This is a genomic window from Myxococcales bacterium, assembly GCA_016699535.1.
Lineage (GTDB): Bacteria > Myxococcota_A > Polyangia > Polyangiales.
Map to the genome: position 1 here is coordinate 3790688 of CP064980.1, position 22037 is coordinate 3812724.

Below are 22037 nucleotides of genomic sequence, written 5' to 3' on the forward strand. Positions count from 1 at the left end.
GTTATACTTCGTCACCTTCGACACGAGAATCAGAAGTAGAAGGTGCCGCCAAAGAAGGGTGAAAGCCAGCTCTCGGCTTTATCAAACATGCTGCCGGGAAAAGACATGGCCAGGCGCAAGCCAAGATCGAGACCAAAGGCCGGATGCACTTGGATGGCCACACCAACGCGACCACTTAGGCCAGGGGCGAAACGATAGTTATTGACTGTGCCGCAGTAGTAGTAATCGCATGCAAAAGAACGATCGCCGCTCAGATGCCACCAGTTCATATCAAAAGCAAATGAGCCAAAGGGAGTGAACATGCTGCGGTTGAGCCACTGAAGGCGTAAACCAAGCGAAAGCCACCATGAACTCAGACTGCCATCATCTCGCAAGGTTGAATCATCAAACCAGTTGATCTGTGAGCCAAAACCAAGCTCGGGCACAAGATAGCCAAGGTCTAAACCAAAACGTCCTTCGAAACTAAAGCCGGTGGTTAGAGCATCCCCCGTGCTCGAGAGAAACATCGGCAAACCAAGATAGATCGAGACTTGACCTGTACGCTCCGGCATCCATGGGTCGCCATAGTAAACTTCCGGGGGATGATCCGCATCGTAGGTCTGCTCATAGTAAGCAGGCGGAGGAGGTGGCGGGGGCGGCTCGGGTGGAGCACCGCGCAAACCAATTGTTGTTTGCTCTTGACCTGGTGCAGGCGGCGCTTGTGGTGCTGCTGCCGGGCTCTGCTGGGCGGGGGCCGGAGCGGCGGCCGGAGCCTGTTCTTGTTTAGGTGCTGTGTCTTGAGCAAACACTGACAAAGGCAACGTCGCCATCATGACTACAACTTGAAAAATTAAAACGCGCATGACTCACCTAACCTGCCAAAGAGTTCGCGCACACCATCGCACAAAAACAAGCGAAGAGCCAGAGCAGTGCCCTAGGGCACCCGGTCAATCGGTGACAAAAGTCAGCAGTTAACAAAAAGGTTACAACACGAAGGCAGAGCTAGCAGGAAAGACTTTTTTTGAGGTTTTCGTAGATTCGAGCGCGCCCACAGGGGCGACGACGATTATACTTCGGTATATGAGGAGGAGCCCCGAGGACGTAAGCCGAAGCTACGGAAAGCTCGGAAAAAGTGCCTGCAGGCACCACGGGCTGACCGGTTACCTTTGCTCTTCGGCAAAGCTGCGCTATCTGTTAGGCCATGCTTTGTTTTGTGCACAGCTCCGATTGGCAACTTGGTATGCCCTTTAACTGGGCCGAGGGCGATGCCGGCGCAAAACTTAGGGCCCTTCGCATGGAGGGCATCGATCGTCTTGGCGAATTAGCCAAAGAAAAACAAGCGCAATTTATCTTGGTTGCGGGCGACCTTTTTGATGCCAATACCGTCTCGGAACGTATTGTGATCGAGGCCTGCGAACGCATCGCAGCATTACCGGTCCCCGTTTTTGTCATTCCTGGCAATCACGACCACGGTGGCCCAGGCTCCATTTATCGACATGACAGTTTTGGCAAAAATAAGCCGGAAAACATGACTGTTATGACTGAAAAAGAGCCGTTAACATGCCAAGACTGGCAAGTCTGTTTTTTTCCTGCACCTCTTTTGCAGCGTCATGAAGCGCACGATCCCACTGAGCACATCACTGCCGAAAGCGGTGAGCCTGGTTTTTTTCGGATCGGGATCGCCCACGGCAGCATCCGCCGTTTCGATCAAAGCGGTGATGGCACGGTCTATAACTTAATTGATCCGAGACGCGCCAAGCTAGCCAAGCTGGATTACCTCGCTCTGGGCGACTGGCATGGCACCGAACAAATCGATGCACGGACTTGGTTTTCCGGCGCCCATGAGCCGACGAACTTTAAAGGCAACGATACGGGCAACGCGCTGCTCGTACGCATTAGCGAAGTGGGCGCGGTTCCTGAAGTCGAAAAGCTTCACGTCGCCAAAAGCCAATGGCTCCATCAAAGTTTTTCGCTCTTCAACCGCGAAGACATCGAAGCACTACGTCAATGGATAACCAATCTCGATAGTCCACGCCACGCCTTGCTTGAGCTTGAACTCAAAGGAGCTTTGAGTCTTGCCGATTTATCCGAAGTCGATGAGCTTGTCCGAGAGCTAAGTCATCGTTTGCTCGTGCTGCGCACTGAACGCCGCGCTCTTTTGCCCGCCGCAAGCGAGGATGAGCTGGATGCACTTGCCGCCGATGGTTATGTGCGCATGGCCGTTGAACGATTGCGCGAACTTCAAGGTAGCGGCGACGTAGCCGCTGCTAGAGCGTTGCAGCTTCTTCATCAACTCAAACATCAGCCATGTTAATCAAAACGCTCACTATTAAAAACTTCGGCGCCTTGGATGGCCCTCTTGAGGTCAAGCTCGAAAAAGGTCTGAATATCATCTACGGCCCAAACGAATCCGGAAAATCAACCCTGATGCGTGCGCTATGGATGGCGCTGACCATGCGCGCCAAAGTTTCAGGCGATGCTCTGCGCGTGATTAAACCCAAAACCGGCGCTGTGCCTGAAGTGAGCGTGTGTTTTGAGCACAACGGATCCTCCATCCAAGTGGATAAGCGCTACGCTGGCAGCAAAGGTCTGTGCCGCTTGCGCATGACAGAAGAATCCGGCCGCATCACTGATTTGTCCGGCGATGAAGCCGAAGCGCGGTTGCGCCAAGTCATGGAGCTCTCGCAACAAAACAGCAAGCGAAGCGGCGATTGGGGCATCTGGCCCCTGGTATGGATTCGGCAAGGCCGCAGCAGCCTAGCGCCTGCAGATGATTTAAATGGTAGCGGCGCACAAACGCTTGCCACCCAGCTTCACAAACTAAGCTCTCAAGTGCTAGCGGGCACCGACAGCGAGCAGCTGTTTGCGCAAGTCGAAAAAGAGTATCGACGTTTTTTTACGGCCACGGGCCAAATCGCACGATCCGGCGATGCACCGCTGCATCAAGCGCAAAAGAGCCTTAGCGAAATCACAGCCGAGCGCGATGCCTTGCTCGAGCAAAGTGCTGCCACTGAAAAGCGCGCCTTACGCATGAGCGAGCTTGAGGCACAAAAGCAAGCACTGCAAAAAACCTTGCCCGCGCTCACAAGCAGACTCAAAAACCTTGAAGCGCAATGGGAAAAAGCAGCGCCTGAACAAGAGCGTCAAAAAACCGAGCAAGCAAAGCTTGAGCATGCCGAACTTGAAGCAAAACGATACAGCGAAACACTCAATCGATTTATCGCTATCCAAAAACAACTTGAATCGCTGCAAAAAGACATCAAACACTATCAAGCTGAACTCAAAGTAAAGAACGAGCAAAGCGAGCAAGGCCCTTTGCTCGATGTTCATTTAAGAGCCGATAAAGATTTAGCCATTTCTTTGAACGGGGAGCAGTTTGTTCTAAAAAAGGGCGAGGAACTCAGAAAGCAACTCCCAGGGACGATTGATTTTTCAATCGATGGGGTTGCTCGTTTTGCTGCACAGCCACCGAAGAGCCCACACGCTAAAAACGAGCAAGCCTTGCTTGAGCGTGAAATCAAACGCAAGCACGACAGCCTAAGCGGCCTACAAAAAGAGCTTGCTGCGATGGAAAAAGAGTACGGCAATCGCGACGCACAAAAAGCAAAACTCGAGCAAGTTCAGCAAGCTCTACAAAAACAAAAAGCCTTGGTTCAAGAGCAAGGATCTAAAAAGCAAGCGCTAAGCAAGCTCGGTGATGAACTAAGAATCATGCGTCAAAGCCTCAGCCAAGCGCTTGAACAAGAGAAAAAACTGGATGCAGAAACTCACGAACTTCGAGGACGCTTTAAAGAAGCCAAGGTGCTCGGCCTGCATGAAGCGCTGCAAGAAGCCGAAACGGCCTTCCAAAATGCAAAGGCTCAAGCACAAAGCCTGACTGAGCAAGCTGAAGCCTGCAGACTGCTCTACGATACCTTGATCGCTTGCCGAAACGACATGGAAAAGCACTATGTCGAACCGGTAAATCGACAGGTTACACCGCTCCTTCAAACCCTCTTTCCCGACGCCAGCATTGATTTAAACAGCCAATTGCAAATCGCTCATCTGCATCGCAAAGAAAAAGGTCGCGATAGCTTTGAACAATTGAGCGTTGGCACCAAAGAGCAAATCGGCCTTGCCGTGCGCCTCGGCACAGCTCGAGCGCTTGCTGAGGATGAAAGTTTGCCAGTACTTTTGGACGACGCGCTCGTTGCAAGCGACGAGCAACGGTTGCTGCAAGTGGCCCACATGCTCAATCAAGTCAGCGATCGCTTACAGGTGATTTTGCTCACCTGCCACTTTGAACGCTATGCAGCTCTGCCCTTGAATCAGCCTAAGCTGATTGATCTCGAAAAAATCAAAGGGCTCAGCGCCGAAGTCCCTGCCAGAGCCGCCGCGCAGCCAAGCAGCCTAAGCTAGAACGTCGGTTCATGACTCCCCAGTGTCTGGAACACTATTAGAGCGTTTCGTGGCATTATACTGATTAAGAAGCACTTTCATTGTAATTTTGTATGGAAATTACATGTGTTTTATATTTTATAAAAAAATTCTTGCGATACTGTCTTTTTTTATATACAATGTAAAAAGATAGTAACAGCGGAATGGGTATCCGCGTTGGGTTTGGATATGGAACATTATTTTAGAAAACACGCCGGGTCGTTGCTCTCTCTTGGAGCAATAGGCCTTTTTGCTGTTCTGCTTGGTGATAGTTCAGTAGCTAGGGCGCAATGCTCGGGCACTGCAACCTACGGTGCGTACAATGGGAATGAATATCTTCGTTGTAGCAGCAGTGTAAATCGGAGCACGGCGCAGACTCAGTGCCAAAGCGTCGTGGGCGATGACAGCTCAGCATGGAATCTGGTGGCTATCGATAGCGCTCAAGAAAACACCTACGTGCGCTCGCTTGGGACGGGCAGCACGTGGATCGGAGCAAACGATATCGCCGCTGAAGGGACCTTCGTGTGGGCCGATGCATCGCCGTTGACTTACAATAATTGGAATGGCGGAGAGCCCAACGATTATGGAAGCGGCGAAGACTGCGCCGAGATGCAAACCAGCGCCGGATGGAACGATATCAGTTGCACTCAAAACCGCGTCTATGTTTGCGAAGGCTCGTCGGTATGCGGCAACAACGTCGTAGGCGGCACTGAAGAGTGCGACGATGGTAACACCAGTAACGGCGATGGCTGCGCAAGCGATTGCACGGTAGAGCCCGGCGGACAGGTGTGCGGAGACGGCGCACTGCAAGCACCGGAAGAGTGTGATGATGGCGATACAAGCGATGGCGACGGTTGCAATGGACTCTGTGAGATTGAAAGCGGATGGTCCTGCTCTGGTCAACCTTCAAGTTGTAGCGAACTTTGTGCCGGATCCGGAAGCTGGAGTTACTATTCTGGATCCAACGAGCTTTTCTTTTGCGACAGCACAGTATCTCGTTCGGCAGCAAGTGGTGACTGCCAAACGCTAGGCGCAGGCTGGGACCTTGTACGCATTGATAGTGCTTCGGAGAACAACTACGTCGATAGTCTTTCCGCAAATGTATTGTGGATCGGCGCAAACGATATTTCCTCCGAGGGCGTGTGGCTATGGGCCGATGGAACACAATTTTGGTCCGGCAATCAGACGGGCTCGTCGGTTGGCGGCTTGTATGAAAACTGGAATACAGGAGAGCCTAACGACAGCGGAGCAAACGAAGACTGCGCCCAGATGCGTACGGATGGTGCCTGGAACGACATCGCCTGCACGAACAGCTTCCGTTACGTATGCGAAGGGCCAGCCATTTGCGGGAACGGTATTCGTGGAGCTTCTGAAGAGTGCGACGATGGCAATACCGCCAATGGCGATGGCTGCGCGAGTGACTGCACTGTCGAGCCCGGAGGACAGATTTGCGGCGATGGAGCCATTCAGTTGCCCGAAGAATGCGATGATGGGGATACCTCAAGCGGCGATGGCTGCAGCGCATCGTGCGTAATCGAAGGAGGCTGGTCTTGCAGCGGTGAGCCTTCGGCTTGCGCTCAGTTGTGTTCCGGAGTGGGAAGCTGGGGCAGCACATTTGGCAGTACAGAGTATTTCTTTTGCGACAGCACCGTCACACGAAGCGCTGCATCTGCCGACTGTCAGGCCATTGACAGCGGCTGGAACCTAGTAACCATCGATAGCTCAACCGAAAACGCATTCGTGGATGGTCTATCCGCCAACACCTTTTGGATCGGAGCCAACGACCTAAGCACGGAAGGTACCTTTGTATGGGCTGATGCTGCACCGTTGACCTACAACAATTGGAATAGCGGCGAGCCCAATGACAGCGGTGGCAACGAAGATTGTACGCAAATGCGAACCGATGGTACGTGGAACGACCTAAATTGCAGCTCAGCGCAACGCTACGTGTGCGAGGGTCCCGCTGTATGCGGCAATGGAGTCTTGGCTAACACCGAATACTGCGATGATGGCAACAACACCAACGGCGACGGCTGCAGCGCCAGCTGCCAAGTCGAGCCAGGTTATGAATGCACCGTGAGCAACCCTAGTGTTTGTTCGGTATCGACTTATGCCGTGCTCGGCGAAGTACGTTTACTTTCATCGCCACAAGGCACGGTACTTCGCTGGACGACAGCAAGCGAAGCAGGCACTCTTGCTTTCATCGTTTCTCGATACAACTCCGTCAGCCAAAGTTTCGAAGAGATCGAAGCCGGTCGAGTTCTTGCTGCACCTGGCCAAAACGCTGGCGCAAGCTACCAAATTCCGGTGCAGGCATCATCGAAGCAGTCGAATCGCTTCCGAATAGAGGAGATTGTAGCCGGAAATGAACATGTCGTACTTGGCGACTTTGAACTGCAAGTCGAAGAAGCCTCCAGCAACGACACCATTGAATCGCCGGTCGTAGCGAAAAGCGCAATGCAGTTTACTCCGTACGAACGAGTTTTCATTGATCGAAGCCGGGGCCGCGAAGTTAAAGGCGTCGTACTGCAAATCCATGAAGCAGGTGTCTATCGCGTATCGATGGCTGAAGTAGCTGCCATCAGTGGCTGGGATGAATCTTCATTGCAACAAGCCATGCTCAATGGACAACTCTCAATCCGTGACGCAGAGAAAAACATTCCATGGGCACGCCTGGATGATGCAAGCTTCGCTTTCGTAGCTGAAGAATCGACTTCAATCTATAGCAAGATGCACTCTTACCTTCTCGAGCTTGGCGAGGGTGAAGTACTCACCGAAAGAAGCGTTGAACTTGCATCCGTGTCCACCATTAGCAGCGCTCAAGTCAGTCGACATTTTGAAGAAGACCGTTTTGCTGCCACGGCAGCTTCAACCAATCCGGAACAAGACTTTTGGTTTCACAGTGCGATTAGCGCAACTTTCTCTGGTTTTCCGAGCACCGAATACAATTTTGATGTGCGGGGTATGCAATCGCAAGAGCAAGCGGAGCTCGATGTCGAAGTCTTTGGCGCTTGGGCACTAAGCGATGAACTGAGCCAAGACATTCGCGTGCTACTCAACGGACACGAGCTCGGCGTATTTCGTATCGACAGCTTAGGTTCACTTCTGCTGAAAAACACCGTACCGGCGAACGTACTTCGCGAGGGCCACAATACCCTGCGTCTCGAAGCGATTGCTGGCAGCCCAGGCAGTGGCGGTATCTACTTTGACAGTTTCGATCTACGCTTCCGCCGCATGCTTCAAACCGAGCAACAAGCATTGCGCTTTGAGGCTTCTTCCGATGACATCGCATCCGTACGAGTCGATCAAGATGGAGCGTTGCTCTTTGATCCTGCAGCTCGGGTTCTGTACCGAGCCTCCGGACAGGAACAACAATCCTTTGACGTAGCAGTGACAGCAAACAAGGAATACTGGTTAGTAAGCCCTACGGCTCTGCCTACCCCCGCTTTGCGAGCCATGTACAGCAATGATTTGCGCACGAACACATCTGGCGCCGCCTTTGTGATCGTGAGCACACAGCAAGGGTGGGAAGCTGCGCAACAGCTTGCCGAGTATCGTCGCCAAGGGGGCCTGAGCAGCTTGGTCGTGGACATTCAAGATGTTTTTGATGAATTTGCAAATGGTCTAGCGTCGCCCTATGCGCTCAAAAGCTTTCTTGGCTACGCGCAAACACATTGGACGCAATCGCCTCGCTACCTTCTGCTGCTGGGTCACGGAAGCCTTGATTACCGCGAAGTGACATCCGAAGGTGCAGGCTGGATCCCGCCTAAACTTGTTTCGACCGCAAAGGGACTTTTTGCTTCAGACCTTTGGTTTGCCGATCTGAGTGGAGATGATGGAATGCCCGAACTTAGCGTCGGTCGTTTGCCAGCTCGAAGCTCGAATGAAGCCATTCAGATGGTCGAGCGGGTGTTGGCTTACGAAAAGAGTCCTATCGCATGGCTAAACGATGCCTTGCTCTTGGCCGGAAGCGCTCGACAGGCAGACTTTCTTGCTCAAAGCCAATCCGTTATCGATGTCCTTTCGCCCAACTTCTTTGCCGAACTGATCGATGCAAATGAAGCCCCGGCCGAAACAGTCACCGAGACCCTAGTTTCTGAACTCAACGCTGGCGCATTCTGGTTCAACTATCTGGGACATGGCTCGATGAGTCACCTGGATGATCAGCAATTGCTACGACTTGATAATGTCGATGATTTGACCAACGTCGATGCTTTGCCGATTGTAACAGCAATGAGCTGCACGGTTGGTCGCTTTGAAATCCCCCAACTTGAATCCCTTGCCGAAAGCTTAGTTCGTCAAAGAGACGGTGGCGCGATTGCAGTGTGGTCGCCGAGTGGATTAAACCTATCGGAGCCAGGCGCAAAACTCGCGCAAGACTTGGGCGACATTCTGCTTAATCATTCCTACCAAGGCAGGCGCCTTGGCGATGTGATTCAGGAGTTAATCACCAGGAATATGGCAGACCCTTACACGCAGCAAAACTTGCAGAGTTATATTCTCTTCGGTGATCCTACCTTGGCGATTAACAACGCACATCTACCTGAGGCCAGCCAACTTGAACACGATGAGACCAGCAAGAGCAGCGGTTCCACGCTTAGGTCATTGACGCAACAAGAGCAAAACAGCTCCTTTAGAGCTCAAGGATGCGGTGTTCATGCACCAACATCCTCGCAGAGCTCATGGAGCATCATGCTCGCATGTGTCTTGTTCTTTATCGTACGCCGCCGCCGATAACTCTACGCCGTGCGCTGAACGATATGGAAGCCAAAGGGGGTTTCAAAAACGTCGCTGGTCGCGCCAACATCCAAGGCAAAGGCCGTGTCTTCAAACTCAGGGACCATTTGGCCACGACCAAATTCACCAAGATCGCCGCCCTCTTGCCCACTGGGACAATCCGAGTGCTGTTTCGCAAGTTCAGCAAAATCACTCCCCTGATCGACTTGGGTTTTGAGCTGCTCGATTTGCGACTTCGCGTCGTCTTTGGAACGGCTCGCAGAGGAACGCATCGATCCCGAATACATCAACAAAATATGAGAAGCCCTTACTTGATCTGGCATAACAAAGTCCTTTCAGCTTTTTCAGTTTGTACGACGCACAAGCAATGATGTCAAAATGCAGCCCCCTATCCACCGACAACGCATAGCGGATTTCAAACAGAAAAACTTTATAAATAAGGAGTGAGCAAGCGAATCGTGCCATCACGTAAGCGGGCGAAGAAGCTTCGCTTACGAAAACCATCGAGACTGAGCTGCTTGGAGTCTTTTATCTTCATTTCGATGTCTTGATTGAGTTCTTCGGCAAGCTCAGTGCTGTAGTTTTCTATATTAAACTCAAAATTCAAACGCAAGCTCCGTGGATCCCAGTTTCCGGAGCCAACCAGCGACCAGGCACCGTCAACCACCATAAGTTTGCTGTGATCAAAAGGAGGAGGATTTAGCCAGATTCGGCAACCATGCACAAGAATATCATCGTACAAACTTTGTGATGCCCATTGAACCAGACGAAGGTTGTTTTTCTCTGGCAATACAATATCAACCTCAACCCCGCGCAACGCGGCACTGTTGAGCGCCATGATGAGCGTTTGATCAGGGAGAAAATAAGGCGTTACGATTTTTATATAAGATTGCGCGCAATCGATCGCGCCATAGTACGCCCAACGTAGTTTATCAAGGTCTTCATCCGGACCGTCTTTAATACCACGACAAATCACTTTTCCCATGGGGCTCGGATCTGCCTCGCAGTCTTCTCTGGATAATTTGTCCGGGGAAGAAAAATTCCAATCTTCAGCAAAAGCTTCTTGCAAATGACACACCACAGGACCTTCATACAAAAAATGCAAATCACGCACAGGATGCTTTGAATGGCGATTGAGTTCATGACCCTCGCGAATGTTCATCCCCCCGGTAAATCCTATGCGTCCATCAACAAGCAGAATCTTTCGATGATTGCGCAGATTCGTATAGGGCATGCGCCAGGGAAAACGCGTGGGCAAAAACTTAGCAGCTTTGATGCCGTACTTTTTTAGCTCGCCCGTAATGGGCCATGGCCATGAATAGCGAAGGCCCACGGCATCCACCAATACGCGAACAGTCACACCTCGTTTCTTCGCGTCACCAAGAGCCTGAGCAAAAGCTTTGCCAACGGGATCGTTGTCGAAAATGTAGGTACTCAGATGCACACTTTTTTGAGCACTCTTGATAGCATCAAGCATAAGCGGATACGCTTCATCGCCATTGTGTAAGACACGAACCTGATTGTGAGCTTCGAGTTTTCTATGGACAACCCGTCTTGTGAGCAGAGCCAAGGAATGTAAATGATGCCCGTCTGGACCCACAGCGTCATAGAGCTCGGGTTCCGGCAACGAGAGTTCATCACCGGGCTCGAAACGTTTGCGCTGCAGTGCCTCGGCGCGGCGTTTGATGCGATTGATGCCAAGCAGTAAGTACAAAATTACGCCCACAAAAGGGGCCAAGTAAATCAATCCAACCCAACCCACTGCGGCACGTGTATCCCGTTTATTTAATATCGCGTGAACAGATGCCAGCAGTGCAAAGATAAAACCCCACGTTGCAACCAAGCCCGGCCAAAGCTCTTTTAGCACTGAGACCCACTCCAAGGCCTCGATTTGCTCAAACCACATCAACATAGTGCACATTCTATCCGTGAATTGCTTATCTACTCTCTTTTATGTCTTTTAAAAACCACAAACAACTACCGCCACAATGTTCGCGTCTCAATATCCAAGCACAGATCGTCCGATGGACATCAACTTTATCGTGCAGCAACAAATTCACAAGCAAGGCTCGCAATTGAAAAAAACAAAACTATCCTGTACATGCTGCTCATGGAATGGCGACCTTTTGCCTATGTTTTTTCGTCGCTAATCGTGGCTCTTGTCTTAGTGCCGTTGCTTTACGCTCCGCTTCAAGACTCCTACCCGCTTTCCAGTTATCCGATGTTTTCTGTTGAACGTGACAAACCCTGGGTACGGCATATGCGGGCCGTTGATACTCAAGGCCGATCGAAGCGGCTGCCGCCGCATATGATTGCAAACGAAGAAGTGATGCAAGCGGCAGTGCTTGTAAACCGGGCAGTCAATGATGGTCCTGAACAATGCATTGCCTTGTGCCAGCGAGTAAGTTCACGCCTAAGAGAGCGCTCTGAATGGGCATTGTCTAAGCGCATTGAGATCGTCAGCGAACAATTTGATGCCGTGCAGTATTTTCTTCCAACTGGAAAACACCAAAGTTTGCAGTCAGTGGTGGACTGCCAGTGCAAGGTTAGGCAACCATGAGCTTCATCAAAACGCTTGATCGATGGTGGTGTCCCGTCACACCACCGACGCGGCTTGCTGCGCTACGTATAGCCGTAGGCAGCTTTGCTCTTGCGTACTTGCTAGTTCGACTAAATAACTTAAACGCTTATGCTTACTTTCCTGCATCGAGCTTTAGCCCGGTAGGCCCCGTCTCTCTCCTTAGCGGACCGATGCCAGCGTGGCTTGTTCATGTTAATTACCTGTTCTGTTTGATCACTGCCGTTCCTTTCATCTTGGGATGGAAGTACCGTCTGCTTGCTCCTTGCTTTGCCCTAGCATGGCTTTGGCTCAGCACATACCGCAACTCCTGGCAGATGATCTTTCACACCGAGAATCTTCTTACCTTGCATGTAATCATCCTTGCGGTGGCCCCAGCAGCGGCAAGTTGGTCTCTCGATGCCAAACACAGAGCCCTCCCTCCGGCAGACGCCCGGTTTGGATGGCCGATAAAGCTCATGGCTACCGTCGTCGTGCTGGCGTACATGCTAGCTGGCGTCGCAAAACTAAGAAACTGCGGTCTCGATTGGATTTCTGGCGATCAACTACGCAGCCAAATTGCTTATGATAATTTGCGCAAATTGCAGTTTGGCGATGTGTACTCGCCCCTCGGTATCTGGCTGCTTCGCTTTAAATGGCTTTTCGGACCTTTGGCATGGCTTAGCTTGATCTTGGAACTGGGAGCCCCCCTTGCTCTTTTGCATCGCAAAGTCGCACAACTTTGGTGCTGGTCCATTTGGGGCTTTCACCTAGGCGTCTTTTTCCTGATGGCTATCTTGTTTACTTATCCCGTTTCAGGTGTCGCATTTTTACCCTTCTTCCATGCTGAAAAATCTGTAAAACCAGTTCTGTCATTCTTCCATAAACTACGAGCAAGTCGAGTACCTGCGGGCTGAGGACATGCTTCATACACGCATAGACAGTTTTCTTGTTCAAGCAATCTATGCAAATGCCATTTACACACCTTGCAGTAGCTGTTGCTTTGCGTTCAGATGATTGAAATGGAGTTTTCTGTACACGACAGCGTTGCAAGTGTTGGCAAGCGCAGTATTGATGTGCTTGCCAAAGGACAGAGCCCTTTTACACAATACGCTTTTTTGCATGCTCTGGAACACTCCAAAAGCGTTTCGGCAGAGACGGGCTGGATACCACAGCATGTGTTTGTGGCTGATGAAAAAGGCGCTGCGGCTTTCATGCCCTGTTATCTAAAGTTCCATAGTTTCGGGGAATACATATTTGATTTCGCTTGGGCTGATGCCGCCGAAAGGGCGGGCATAAACTATTATCCCAAACTCCTCAGCGCCGTTCCGTTTACTCCCGCTAGCGGCAGACGCATTTTGCTGCGTGAAGGTCTCGAGCTCGCGGAGCTGCTTCCTTCGATTCATCAGGCCATCTTACACTTGTTTGATAAACACAAGATCAGCTCTTGGCACCTGTTGTTTTGCCAGGAGCGTGAAGCCAATGCTTTTTCTGACTTTGATGCCCTTTGTCGGCTCAGCTATCAGTTTCATTGGAAGCGCCAAGTAACATGGTCCACCTTTGAAGATTACCTGCTCGCCATGCGTTCCAGTGCGCGAAAGCAAATACGCAAAGAGCGCCGAGTCGCACAAAGTCATGGTTTTGATTTGCGTATCATCCGGCCTGAAGAGTTAACGGCCGAACACATCAATGCGCTTTATCGTTTTTATCAAAACACGGTCGATGACAAATTCGCGCATGCTTACCTTACGCGTGATTTTTTCGAGGAACTTCAGCGAAATCCGGAAAACTTTCTTGCAACCTTCGCCTTCGATCAAGGAAAGCCCGTGGCAGCCGCACTTTTTTTTCATAAAGCAAACACCCTGTACGGCCGCTACTGGGGCGCTGACATCGAGGCCGACTCACTTCATTTTGAACTTTGCTACTATCTACCGATCGAGTGGTGCTTGGAGCAAGGGATTGACTATTTTGAAGCAGGCGCCCAAGGCACCCATAAAATCAAACGCGGTTTTTTACCTGCATCCTGTTACAGCGCCCACCTTTTTCAGGATACACGTTTGGCTTCCGCCGTTGCTCGTTTCATCCGCCTAGAACGCAAGTCTGTGGAGCAAGAAATGTCCCTACTCTCGCAACATTCACCTTTCAAGCAAACAGCAACAGACACAAAAGACTGACTTGGTTTTTTTGAGATTGGATGTCTTTTTGAGTCTATGGTACTTAATTTTTTATGACACTAAATCATCTCCCTGTAGCTTTATTTTTTTTACTTTCTCTTCTCGGGATTGCATGCTCAAGCAGTAAAAACTCAGCCAACTTGAACGATGGTGGCATCGACGCTGATGCTCAAACACCCATCGATGCCAACACAGCAGACGGTGGCGTTGGCAGTGGCGTATTTCCCCTCGGGGTGTCGGCCAATGGTCGCTACGTCGTAGACGCATCAGGCAATCCTTTTTTAATCCATGGCGAGGCCGCATGGTCTCTTATTGTCCAACTTAACCTCACTGAAGCAGAAACCTATTTGCAGGATCGGCATTCACGTGGCGTAACCACACTTCTGGTTAATTTAATTGAAAGCTATTTCTCAGACAACCCACCCAACAACGCCAACGGGGATGCACCTTTTACAACGCCCGGTGACTTTACCACACCAAACGAAGCATACTTCGCACACGCGGATGCCGTTCTTGCTCTAGCAGCCGATAACGGTATCGCAGTGATGCTTTTCCCTTCTTACCTCGGATACAACGGCAATTCCGAAGGCTGGTTTTCAGTCATGTCCGCTTTAACTGAACAAGAGTGTACCGAGTATGGACACTATGTCGGCAGCCGCTATGCGAGCTATGACAATATTATTTGGATGTGGGGTGGCGATTACACACCGCCTTCTAACTCGGTTGGTGAAGACTGCATGAAAGCCATTGCCGATGCCATTGTAGCTGCAGATCCTAATGCACCGACTTCGGCACATTGGGCTCCTGAAACAAGTTCTCGTGAAAAAAGCCGCTTTGCAGATAGGATCGACTACGTTGGGGCATACACCTACGGATATACTTTGCCTTTCTGCCGAAGCAAGCGCGATGAGCAACCCACGCGTCCTACTTTTTTGCTTGAGACACGCTATGAAAACGAAGCAGGTGAATCTGTTGTCAACATTCGACGTCAACAATGGTGGGGGATGCTTGGTTGTGGCGCTGGACAGATTTCTGGGAACAGACCTATCTGGCTTTTCGATAGCGGATACGCCGATGAGTATGACTCACCGCTTTCGTTGTATCAACAGCGCCTCGCGGCACTCATTTCTGCCCGTCCGTGGTATGATTTAGAACCCACAGATACACTTGTCACTTCCGGGGAAGGCAGTGGATCTTCTGAAGTAGCGGCATCGCTCACTGCCGATGGAACGCTCGCACTCGTTTATCTTCCACCCGACCACAACTCCGGTATCACAGTCGACCTTAGCTTGATGAGTGGATCAGTTACGGCCACTTGGTATGACCCTACTACCGATGCCTCGGTTTCCGCGGGCTCATCTCTAAGCGGCAGTCAGCTATTCAGTCACCCTGGCACCAATTCAGAAGGCCAAAACGATTGGCTCCTGGAGCTCACCACCCAACCCTAAAAAATAAGAAGCACCGCAGGTATCTACCCCACGCCGTTGCGCCCGCCAAGTCAGTACTGTGTTACCATTAAGCCGCTGAAGCTATAGAGGGTGTCTTCTTAGTAGAGTCTGCAACTCGCGAAAGAGCTCATCTTTGCGATGGTTGAAACGATACTCGCTTTCTTTGAGATGCAAGCAATAGGTCTTCTGTGAAATTCATGAAACTTACTCACACGATGCTTCGAATAGCCCCAAAAGCTTTCGACCAAGCTGATTCGAAACGGTATTGCATCAGAGTGTTCCTGGATTCGACGAATACGATAAAGCTTATTTTGTACGGTATCGACAATAGCTTCGTGATTCCCTAGACACGCCGAATACCGCAATTGCTCCAATGTGATTTCACCGCGAATCAAGCTCAGCAACGAAGCGTGGTGTGTATCACAAATCACATCGGTATAAATTCTTCCATCCTCACTGTGGATACCAAATAGCATCGGACGTGCACTGTACTTTTCTGCTGCACGTCTAAGCCGGATGGACTGCATGTGCTGGCCGTGACGCATAAGTTCACTCTGGCGTGCGATGGCTTCACGCAAGCGGATGAACAGTTGGTTCGTTGACCGAATGCTTACCCCCACTAACGCGGCGGTCGCTGTGGCCGTCAGATCCATGGCAAAACACCGCAGTAGGTGCTCAAAGGTATTTTGGTCGATTTTCGAACATCGATAGTAGGGATTTCTAAAACTTGTGTTTTCCATGCTACGGCCATAAGCAAAGACCGTGCCTACATGTATGCAAATGTATTCTTATTGAAATCATTTGGAAAAAATCGTACAATTAGCATGCTTTGGTGTATGTTATTAGCATACACCAAACTACATTGGGTTACTTATACCCACCTGAGGAATCTCCAGACCCCAACAAAACGGCCTACCTTCCTAAGCACACCCCTGCAACGGAACAGTCCTCTAATGACTTCGCGCACATTTTCTTAGCAGTGGCTTGTTCAAAGCCCCTCGTCTACCTGACGGGTTATAGTCTCGCGGATACTAGGAAAAGAACACAACAACCCAGAAGACACGCCAAACGCGATGCAAGCATTTGGCGTGTCTAAATTCTCTACGGTGCAATGTGACTCATCGGGCACCAGGAACTCTCCTAGTCCTCAGAAGCCTCAATCACCACAGGCTGCATGACGGGCTGAGCTTCGCTGTCTATGTTCCCTGGACTTTTTTCAGCGTTTGGCGCAATGGACTGCTCTTCAAGCTCTATCACAATAGGCTGTTGCGCAAGAGTATCAGAATCAGTCGTCTCTTTTTGATGCTCCATCACACTGCGCTTGAGCAATGCCAACGCCTCTACGGCTGGGCGCCTTTCAATATGCTCCACCAAAACGTAACGCTGCTCAAGCGCTTCTTGCTCTTCGGGGCTCTGCGCAACCTTGTAGTCGTATTGCCATTTTTTGCTAATTCTCCGGAGAGAGTCTCCCCCATCCACGTCAGGCAGCATCTTGCGAATGTTTTTAGCAATAGCGTTTGCTACGGGCCGTGCCTCGTGAGGTCGGCAGTCCGAAAGCTCTGCGCTTTTTACTTTAACACTGTGATAGTGCCAAATGTCGCTGCGTCGAACTTGCAACACCCGTAAAACACGTCGAATGCAATTTTGGGGCATGCCTACCGTCTTGCCTACTGAAATCGGCGACACTGCCAACCCTTCGTCAGTATCGGCTTTTTGCTCGGAAACTAAAGCTGTCGTTTGGCCATCCTCTTCGGCTTGGGCATCGTAGTTGGGTGCAGGCCGATAAGCCGGTCCACTACCACAAGCCAAGCCGAGAATGAGGCAAAACAAACTTGATGTTATCTTTATTAACTTACGCATGTGTTTTCCCCGATTAAAAATAGTAAATCGCCGAGATGTTGCCGGTAAAAATATCCCACGGCTCATCTTGTATCGATGTGGTTAATCCCAAATTATGAGAACTTACCTTTGTGACAATGTCATCGTCTCCAGGATTGTCCGTGGTCGTTTCAATCGACGCACTTGCATAGCGCATGTGCAATCCGATCGTGCCTTGTAGAGAAAGTTCTGGAATTCCGATAAAGCCAAAGTGGACCTCTGCACCTGCACGTGCGCCCATCTCAAACAGCATACCAGACATGCTCGGATTGAGGTTCTTATCGTTGACACTTCCGCCTGCCACTGCAAAGTTCACCTCAGGAATCACAAGAAATTTGTAATGGCGGCTATAGCTAAGCGCTAAAGGTAGGCCTGCATGCAATCCAACTCCCCATGTACTCGGATCGTTGGTGTCGCTGATCGTGCGATCGATAGCAACTTCTTTTTGTCCGCTTGAAAACTGAAGAGCCATCCCCGCTTCTACGCCGAGCGAGGGGTTCACCCAATAGCGAAACCCTAAGGTAGGCGCAATCAAATCATCAGCAGGATCCAAGGCTACGCCTTGAGCAGTCCCTTCAAAACGCGCAAAGGGGATGCGCTGGAAACCAAAATATCCCAATCCTACTCGCCCGACCACCGAAAGATGATCACTGCTAGGCGATTCGTTTGAAGGACTCGTCTCTTGTGCAGCTGCAACAGTTGCAGCTGCAACCACTGCCGCGATGGCCATTGTCATTACCGAAATCGTACGTCGCATGTGCTTCTCTCCTCAGAAATAAATAGATGAAGCATTGGCTTTCGCATTTAGAGCCTGCAGCGGTCAAAGCTATTTGAACGACAAACAAAGCCCTAAGGAATCAAAAAAAGCCAAAACGAAAAACGAGAGGAACAAAAGAAAAAAGACCCGGAGCAAAAAGCAGTGAAGCGCGTTTTCTTCGCACGCTGTTTGTAAAAACTTGGGAACGAAAACTGCACGGCTCAGTAGGCAGTGAAGATTTGCTACCTAAGTCAGCATCTGATAATCTTAATGGCATCAAGGCGTGATGACCTTGCTTTCATACCTTTGCCTACCATATGAGAGGGTGTCATGAATCAAGCTCCAAAGCTTGTGCGACAATGGTTTTGTGTTTTTTTTATTGGCGCAGCTTTGCTTGGTTGTAGTGGGAAGAAACCAAAAGATAGCAATGATGCCGGAAACGATCTGGACTCATCAAACGGCCAAGATGGAGCCTTTGATGTGTTCAACCCCATCGATGATGCAGGCAATCCCATCCCCGTTCTTCAGTTTGAAAACTGCCTTGATACCAGCAACACGGCGGATGTTTGTCGTGATCCCGAGACTGTCGCATATGGAAGCGTCGGTGCGGAGTCCGCCGTTCACTTTGGCCTGGGAGACAATCCAACCTTCACCGACGGCTTTTTAGATTCCGCCAATGAGCAGCTTGTTCTATCGGCCCTGATCAATACCAACGGAGCACCCGATCTAGGTGTTATTGCGACTGTAGATACTGTCACTGGTGAAAGAAAATTCATATCAGGTAGCTATGACGATGCCGTAAACGGTTTAACGCAAATTGGAAGTGGCGATGCTTTTGACAACTTCCAAAGCGTGCAGCCCGGAGCAAGCTCCTGGTTTGCCGTAGGACAGCGACGCATCACGATTGCTGGAATTCCGCCGACTTACGAACTGGAACACTATATCGTAAGCATCGATCCCAATACCGGGACGAGGACTTTGCTTTGGCCTGCGGAAACAGATGGTGGAACCAGCGGCGTGCCCAACGCTGCAACAGACTGGACCTGCGATGGTATTTCCAACGTCATCGTCAGCCCAACACCCATGATATCCGACGGCAGCCACACTTTATATTTTACCGTTCGTGAAAACAGCACAGAGCAAGCTCGCGGCTTAGTAAGTTTCGATACGAGCGACAACTCCTGCGCCGTGATTAGTTTTTCTGGAAGTGTAACCACCACTGATACCGGTGCGGGCATACCCATCGAATACAGTGCGGACGCACTCGCCTTTAACAATGGATATGTTTGGTGGCTCGCGGGTCACGCTCAAAAACTTTTTCAAATACGGCTGAGCGACGGTAGTCGCGCACTTGTTTCGTACTGGATCGAAAATTCTACCACTGTTGGCAATGGTGATAGGCTTGGACAAGAGTCAATGGCTTACAGTGCTCTTAGCAGCCGGCTTTGGACTTGGCATGGATTTGATAATCCGATTAATCCACTGCCCCAACCCTGGCTTGCTTATACTATACCGGACTTTGCTACGCCTGCCAAAGCTCTCGACCGAAGCTCTGTTGCTTTAATGGACAACGACCCGGTGAAGGAACCTGAAATGACAGGTCTACTTCTTCCTCATCATCTTAACCCTGACTGGGTTTTTGTCACAAGCTACGGAAGTCTTCTAATCTTGGATGCGAGCAATGGAAACGCAAATATCTTTTCACGTTAAGCGCTCGATAGCACTTGTCGCCACGCTGGCCGTGAGCCTGAATGCATCGATTTCACATGCGCAACAAAGCCGCAGCATCGATCTTGCACAACAAGCCTACGATGAAGGAAAACTCGACCTCGCTCTTCAACTCTTTGAATCAGCAAAAAAAGAATCACCGTACTCCGATGAAGAGCTCGTCGCGATCCATTTGCATATCGGAATTTTACGCGGTGCTCGCGGAGAAGCGCAGGAAGCAAAATCCGCATTTAAGAAAGCTTTCGCCCTTAACCCACAACTTGAGGCTCCTCCAGAACTGAGCCCCTCACTGCGTGCCATTTTTTTTGAAGCCAAGAGCGAAGAGACTGCCCCTAAGATAACCCCTAAAGACGCTGCAATGAGCGCCTCCACGCAAGAGATTCATCCACCAGAATTAGTGCTCGAAAAGCCATACGAATCGGAATCAAACTGGTTTCAAAGTCCTTGGTTTTGGATCGGAACCGGGGCTGTGTTGGCAGTCGCCACAACCATCATTTTGCTTGTCGCATTGTCTGACACCAAGCAGAGCTATGTCTTTGATGCACCGAGGGTAGAAAATCCACCATGAGTGATCGTAAAACAGTCGCTGAACGTCGCGCTTCAGTTCAAGAACGGCATTCGGTACCAAACGAGGAGGAGCAAAACAGACTCACTCGTCTTTCGTGGACAGAAAAACACACCATTGGAGGCTATGAACTCGTTGAGCTGTTGGGCGTTGGTGGAATGGGACAAGTGTATTTGGCTCGCAAAACCGGGCCTGGCGGCTTTGAGAAATGGGTTGCGCTAAAACGTATCCATCCTAAATTCGTAGGGGATCCGACCTATATCAACATGTTTTTGGATGAAGCACGGATTGCGGCATCGATTCACCATCCCAATGTTGCGCAAGTCTACGATCTTGGCATGCAGGGTGAAGAATACTACCTGACGATGGAATACCTTAACGGTGAGCACCTAGCTTCGTTGCTAAACAAGCTCAACGAAAACGGTGCGATGCTTGATGTTGAGTTAGCTGCTTTCATTGTTGCTCAAGCTGCTCGAGGCCTGCACTACGCCCATGAAGCAAAAAACTCAGCAGGACAAAAGCTAGAACTTGTCCATCGTGACATTTCACCTCAGAACATATTTATTACCTATGGCGGCGAAGTGAAGATTACGGACTTTGGCGTAGCACACGCCATTAACCGAATTTCGAAAACACGCACCGGAGGTATCAAGGGCAAAAGCCCATACATGGCACCAGAGCAAGTACTCGGGCTCGACATGGATCGTCGTGCGGACGTTTTTGCATTGGGGGCAGTTCTCTGGGAATCTTTAATCGGTAGCCGCTTGTTTCAAGGAAAAACGGATGGCGAGATCTTGATGAAGGTAGCCAAAGCCGAGATTCCTGATCCCAAACAATTTCGGCCGGATCTCCCCCAGGATCTGGTAAGTATCTTATTACGCGCCTTAGCCAAAGAGCCCGGCGACCGTTTTGCGCACGCGCAAGCGATGGAAGAAGAGCTCAACCGGTTTTTACACAAGCGTACCCATAAAGTTGACGGCGTAGTGCTCTCTCAACAGATGAATAAAATGTTTGAAGACGAGCGCCAAATCAAGGACGACCTTCGAGTTCGGAGTTCGCAAATGACCACGGCCTCCGGAGTGACTGCCCTCTCTGTCGAAGCAGATGCTCCTATTTCCCATCTTCGATCAGCTCCAACACTTAAGGACACGACACGCGCCTCAGAAACACTCGAAGAGCAAAACGTGCAAAATGAAGGAAAAGGAAAGACCCTGCAGCTTGCAGTGCTGGCGGTCTTGCTCATGGGAGTAATAGCTCTGTTTGCCAGTTCTTTTTTTGAACAAAAGCCAGTTTCAAAACATCTCTATGGCACGGTCTACCTGCAAAGTGAACCAAGCGGAGCCGAGGTCACCATTGATCAGATCAAGCAACCCGGAAACACCCCCTTATCCGTCAAGCACCTTAACACGGGAAGGCATCAACTAAATCTGAGACTCGAAGGCTTCCAAGAAAAGCAAGCGAGCTTTGATCTTGACGAAGGAAACACAAAGCTTCGTTATACTCTGGTTCCACTGAAGCCCCAGGATGCCAAACAAAAATCTCAAGTGACAACTCGCCAAGGTCAGGCTTTTGTCAACATCCTTAGTCGACCATGGGCCACTGTAAAAATTAATGGACAGCTTGCAGGACAAACTCCTCTAATTAAGCACAAAGTTCCTTCTGGCCCCTTGGTGATTGAGTTGCAAGCAGAAGGAGTGGGCGCAACCAAAACGCTCCACGCAAAAAGCAAACCGGGACAAACCTTGTCGTTCAATGAGAACCTATGATGGAAAAGATACTTCTTGTGTTCCTTTTTTTT

General features: G+C 50.3%; 16 protein-coding genes and 4 pseudogenes. 14 read left to right on the plus strand and 6 right to left on the minus strand.

The genetic code is table 11. From position 1 onward, the window contains the following. Positions 1 to 29: 29 nt before the first annotated feature. Positions 30 to 842, minus strand: coding sequence for a hypothetical protein (locus IPJ88_17870; protein ID QQR90001.1), 813 nt, complete (start codon positions 840 to 842; stop codon positions 30 to 32). A 338-nt stretch (positions 843 to 1180) separates the two neighbouring features. Here IPJ88_17870 and IPJ88_17875 point away from each other — a divergent pair, with 338 nt between their 5' ends. The 7 genes and pseudogenes from IPJ88_17875 to IPJ88_17905 all read left to right on the plus strand — a co-directional run bounded on the left by IPJ88_17875 (position 1181) and on the right by IPJ88_17905 (position 9132). Continuing rightward, a complete protein-coding gene (locus IPJ88_17875; GenBank protein QQR90002.1) occupies positions 1181 to 2293 on the plus strand; it encodes a metallophosphoesterase in 1113 nt (370 codons plus the stop codon). Continuing rightward, the gene (locus tag IPJ88_17880) at positions 2287 to 4377 is read left to right on the plus strand and encodes an AAA family ATPase (GenBank protein ID QQR90003.1); all 2091 of its coding nucleotides are present in this window, start codon (positions 2287 to 2289) and stop codon (positions 4375 to 4377) included. Before IPJ88_17875 ends, IPJ88_17880 begins: the two co-directional genes overlap by 7 nt. Before the next feature lie 207 nt (positions 4378 to 4584). After that, positions 4585 to 5175, plus strand: a pseudogene (locus IPJ88_17885) (DUF4215 domain-containing protein). A gap of 6 nt (positions 5176 to 5181) precedes the next feature. Beyond that, positions 5182 to 5289: pseudogene (locus IPJ88_17890) on the plus strand (hypothetical protein). Positions 5290 to 5664: 375 nt separating this feature from the next. After that, a pseudogene (locus tag IPJ88_17895) lies at positions 5665 to 5976 on the plus strand (DUF4215 domain-containing protein). Positions 5977 to 6288: 312 nt separating this feature from the next. Continuing rightward, positions 6289 to 6453: pseudogene (locus IPJ88_17900) on the plus strand (DUF4215 domain-containing protein). Positions 6454 to 6852: 399 nt separating this feature from the next. Next, positions 6853 to 9132 carry a hypothetical protein gene (locus IPJ88_17905; GenBank protein ID QQR92082.1) on the plus strand — a complete coding sequence of 760 codons (2280 nt, stop codon included), beginning with the start codon at positions 6853 to 6855 and terminating at the stop codon, positions 9130 to 9132. A 2-nt stretch (positions 9133 to 9134) separates the two neighbouring features. Here IPJ88_17905 and IPJ88_17910 read toward each other — a convergent pair whose 3' ends face one another. Then, entirely contained in the window at positions 9135 to 9455 is a 321-nt protein-coding gene (locus tag IPJ88_17910; protein QQR90004.1) for a peptidyl-prolyl cis-trans isomerase, read from the minus strand. A gap of 107 nt (positions 9456 to 9562) precedes the next feature. Next, a complete protein-coding gene (cls, locus tag IPJ88_17915) occupies positions 9563 to 11038 on the minus strand; it encodes a cardiolipin synthase (GenBank protein ID QQR92083.1) in 1476 nt (491 codons plus the stop codon). A 204-nt stretch (positions 11039 to 11242) separates the two neighbouring features. Here cls and IPJ88_17920 point away from each other — a divergent pair, with 204 nt between their 5' ends. From IPJ88_17920 to IPJ88_17935, 4 genes are all read left to right on the plus strand, one after another. Next, complete coding sequence (locus tag IPJ88_17920; GenBank protein QQR90005.1) at positions 11243 to 11692, plus strand: hypothetical protein; 450 nt, start codon at positions 11243 to 11245, stop codon at positions 11690 to 11692. Then, positions 11689 to 12606 carry an HTTM domain-containing protein gene (locus IPJ88_17925; GenBank protein ID QQR90006.1) on the plus strand — a complete coding sequence of 306 codons (918 nt, stop codon included), beginning with the start codon at positions 11689 to 11691 and terminating at the stop codon, positions 12604 to 12606. The genes IPJ88_17920 and IPJ88_17925 overlap by 4 nt, the downstream gene beginning before the upstream one ends. Positions 12607 to 12711: 105 nt before the next feature. Beyond that, positions 12712 to 13863 carry a GNAT family N-acetyltransferase gene (locus IPJ88_17930; protein ID QQR90007.1) on the plus strand — a complete coding sequence of 384 codons (1152 nt, stop codon included), beginning with the start codon at positions 12712 to 12714 and terminating at the stop codon, positions 13861 to 13863. A 53-nt stretch (positions 13864 to 13916) separates the two neighbouring features. Continuing rightward, a complete protein-coding gene (locus IPJ88_17935) occupies positions 13917 to 15311 on the plus strand; it encodes a DUF4038 domain-containing protein (protein ID QQR90008.1) in 1395 nt (464 codons plus the stop codon). Positions 15312 to 15409: 98 nt separating this feature from the next. On the opposite strand, the gene IPJ88_17940 is transcribed toward IPJ88_17935, so the two are convergent. From IPJ88_17940 to IPJ88_17950, 3 genes are all read right to left on the minus strand, one after another. Then, positions 15410 to 16051, minus strand: a complete 642-nt coding sequence (locus IPJ88_17940) for a hypothetical protein (GenBank protein QQR90009.1) — start codon at positions 16049 to 16051, stop codon at positions 15410 to 15412. Positions 16052 to 16451: 400 nt separating this feature from the next. Then, the gene (locus IPJ88_17945; GenBank protein ID QQR90010.1) at positions 16452 to 17171 is read right to left on the minus strand and encodes a hypothetical protein; all 720 of its coding nucleotides are present in this window, start codon (positions 17169 to 17171) and stop codon (positions 16452 to 16454) included. A gap of 13 nt (positions 17172 to 17184) precedes the next feature. Next, positions 17185 to 17946, minus strand: a complete 762-nt coding sequence (locus IPJ88_17950) for a hypothetical protein (protein QQR90011.1) — start codon at positions 17944 to 17946, stop codon at positions 17185 to 17187. Between the two features lie 330 nt (positions 17947 to 18276). Here IPJ88_17950 and IPJ88_17955 point away from each other — a divergent pair, with 330 nt between their 5' ends. The 3 genes from IPJ88_17955 to IPJ88_17965 are packed head-to-tail and all read left to right on the plus strand — an operon-like array spanning position 18277 to position 22005. Beyond that, positions 18277 to 19656 carry a hypothetical protein gene (locus IPJ88_17955; protein QQR90012.1) on the plus strand — a complete coding sequence of 460 codons (1380 nt, stop codon included), beginning with the start codon at positions 18277 to 18279 and terminating at the stop codon, positions 19654 to 19656. Continuing rightward, a complete protein-coding gene (locus IPJ88_17960; protein ID QQR90013.1) occupies positions 19628 to 20242 on the plus strand; it encodes a hypothetical protein in 615 nt (204 codons plus the stop codon). The genes IPJ88_17955 and IPJ88_17960 overlap by 29 nt, the downstream gene beginning before the upstream one ends. Continuing rightward, positions 20239 to 22005 carry a serine/threonine protein kinase gene (locus IPJ88_17965; GenBank protein QQR90014.1) on the plus strand — a complete coding sequence of 589 codons (1767 nt, stop codon included), beginning with the start codon at positions 20239 to 20241 and terminating at the stop codon, positions 22003 to 22005. Before IPJ88_17960 ends, IPJ88_17965 begins: the two co-directional genes overlap by 4 nt. Positions 22006 to 22037 lie beyond the last annotated feature (32 nt).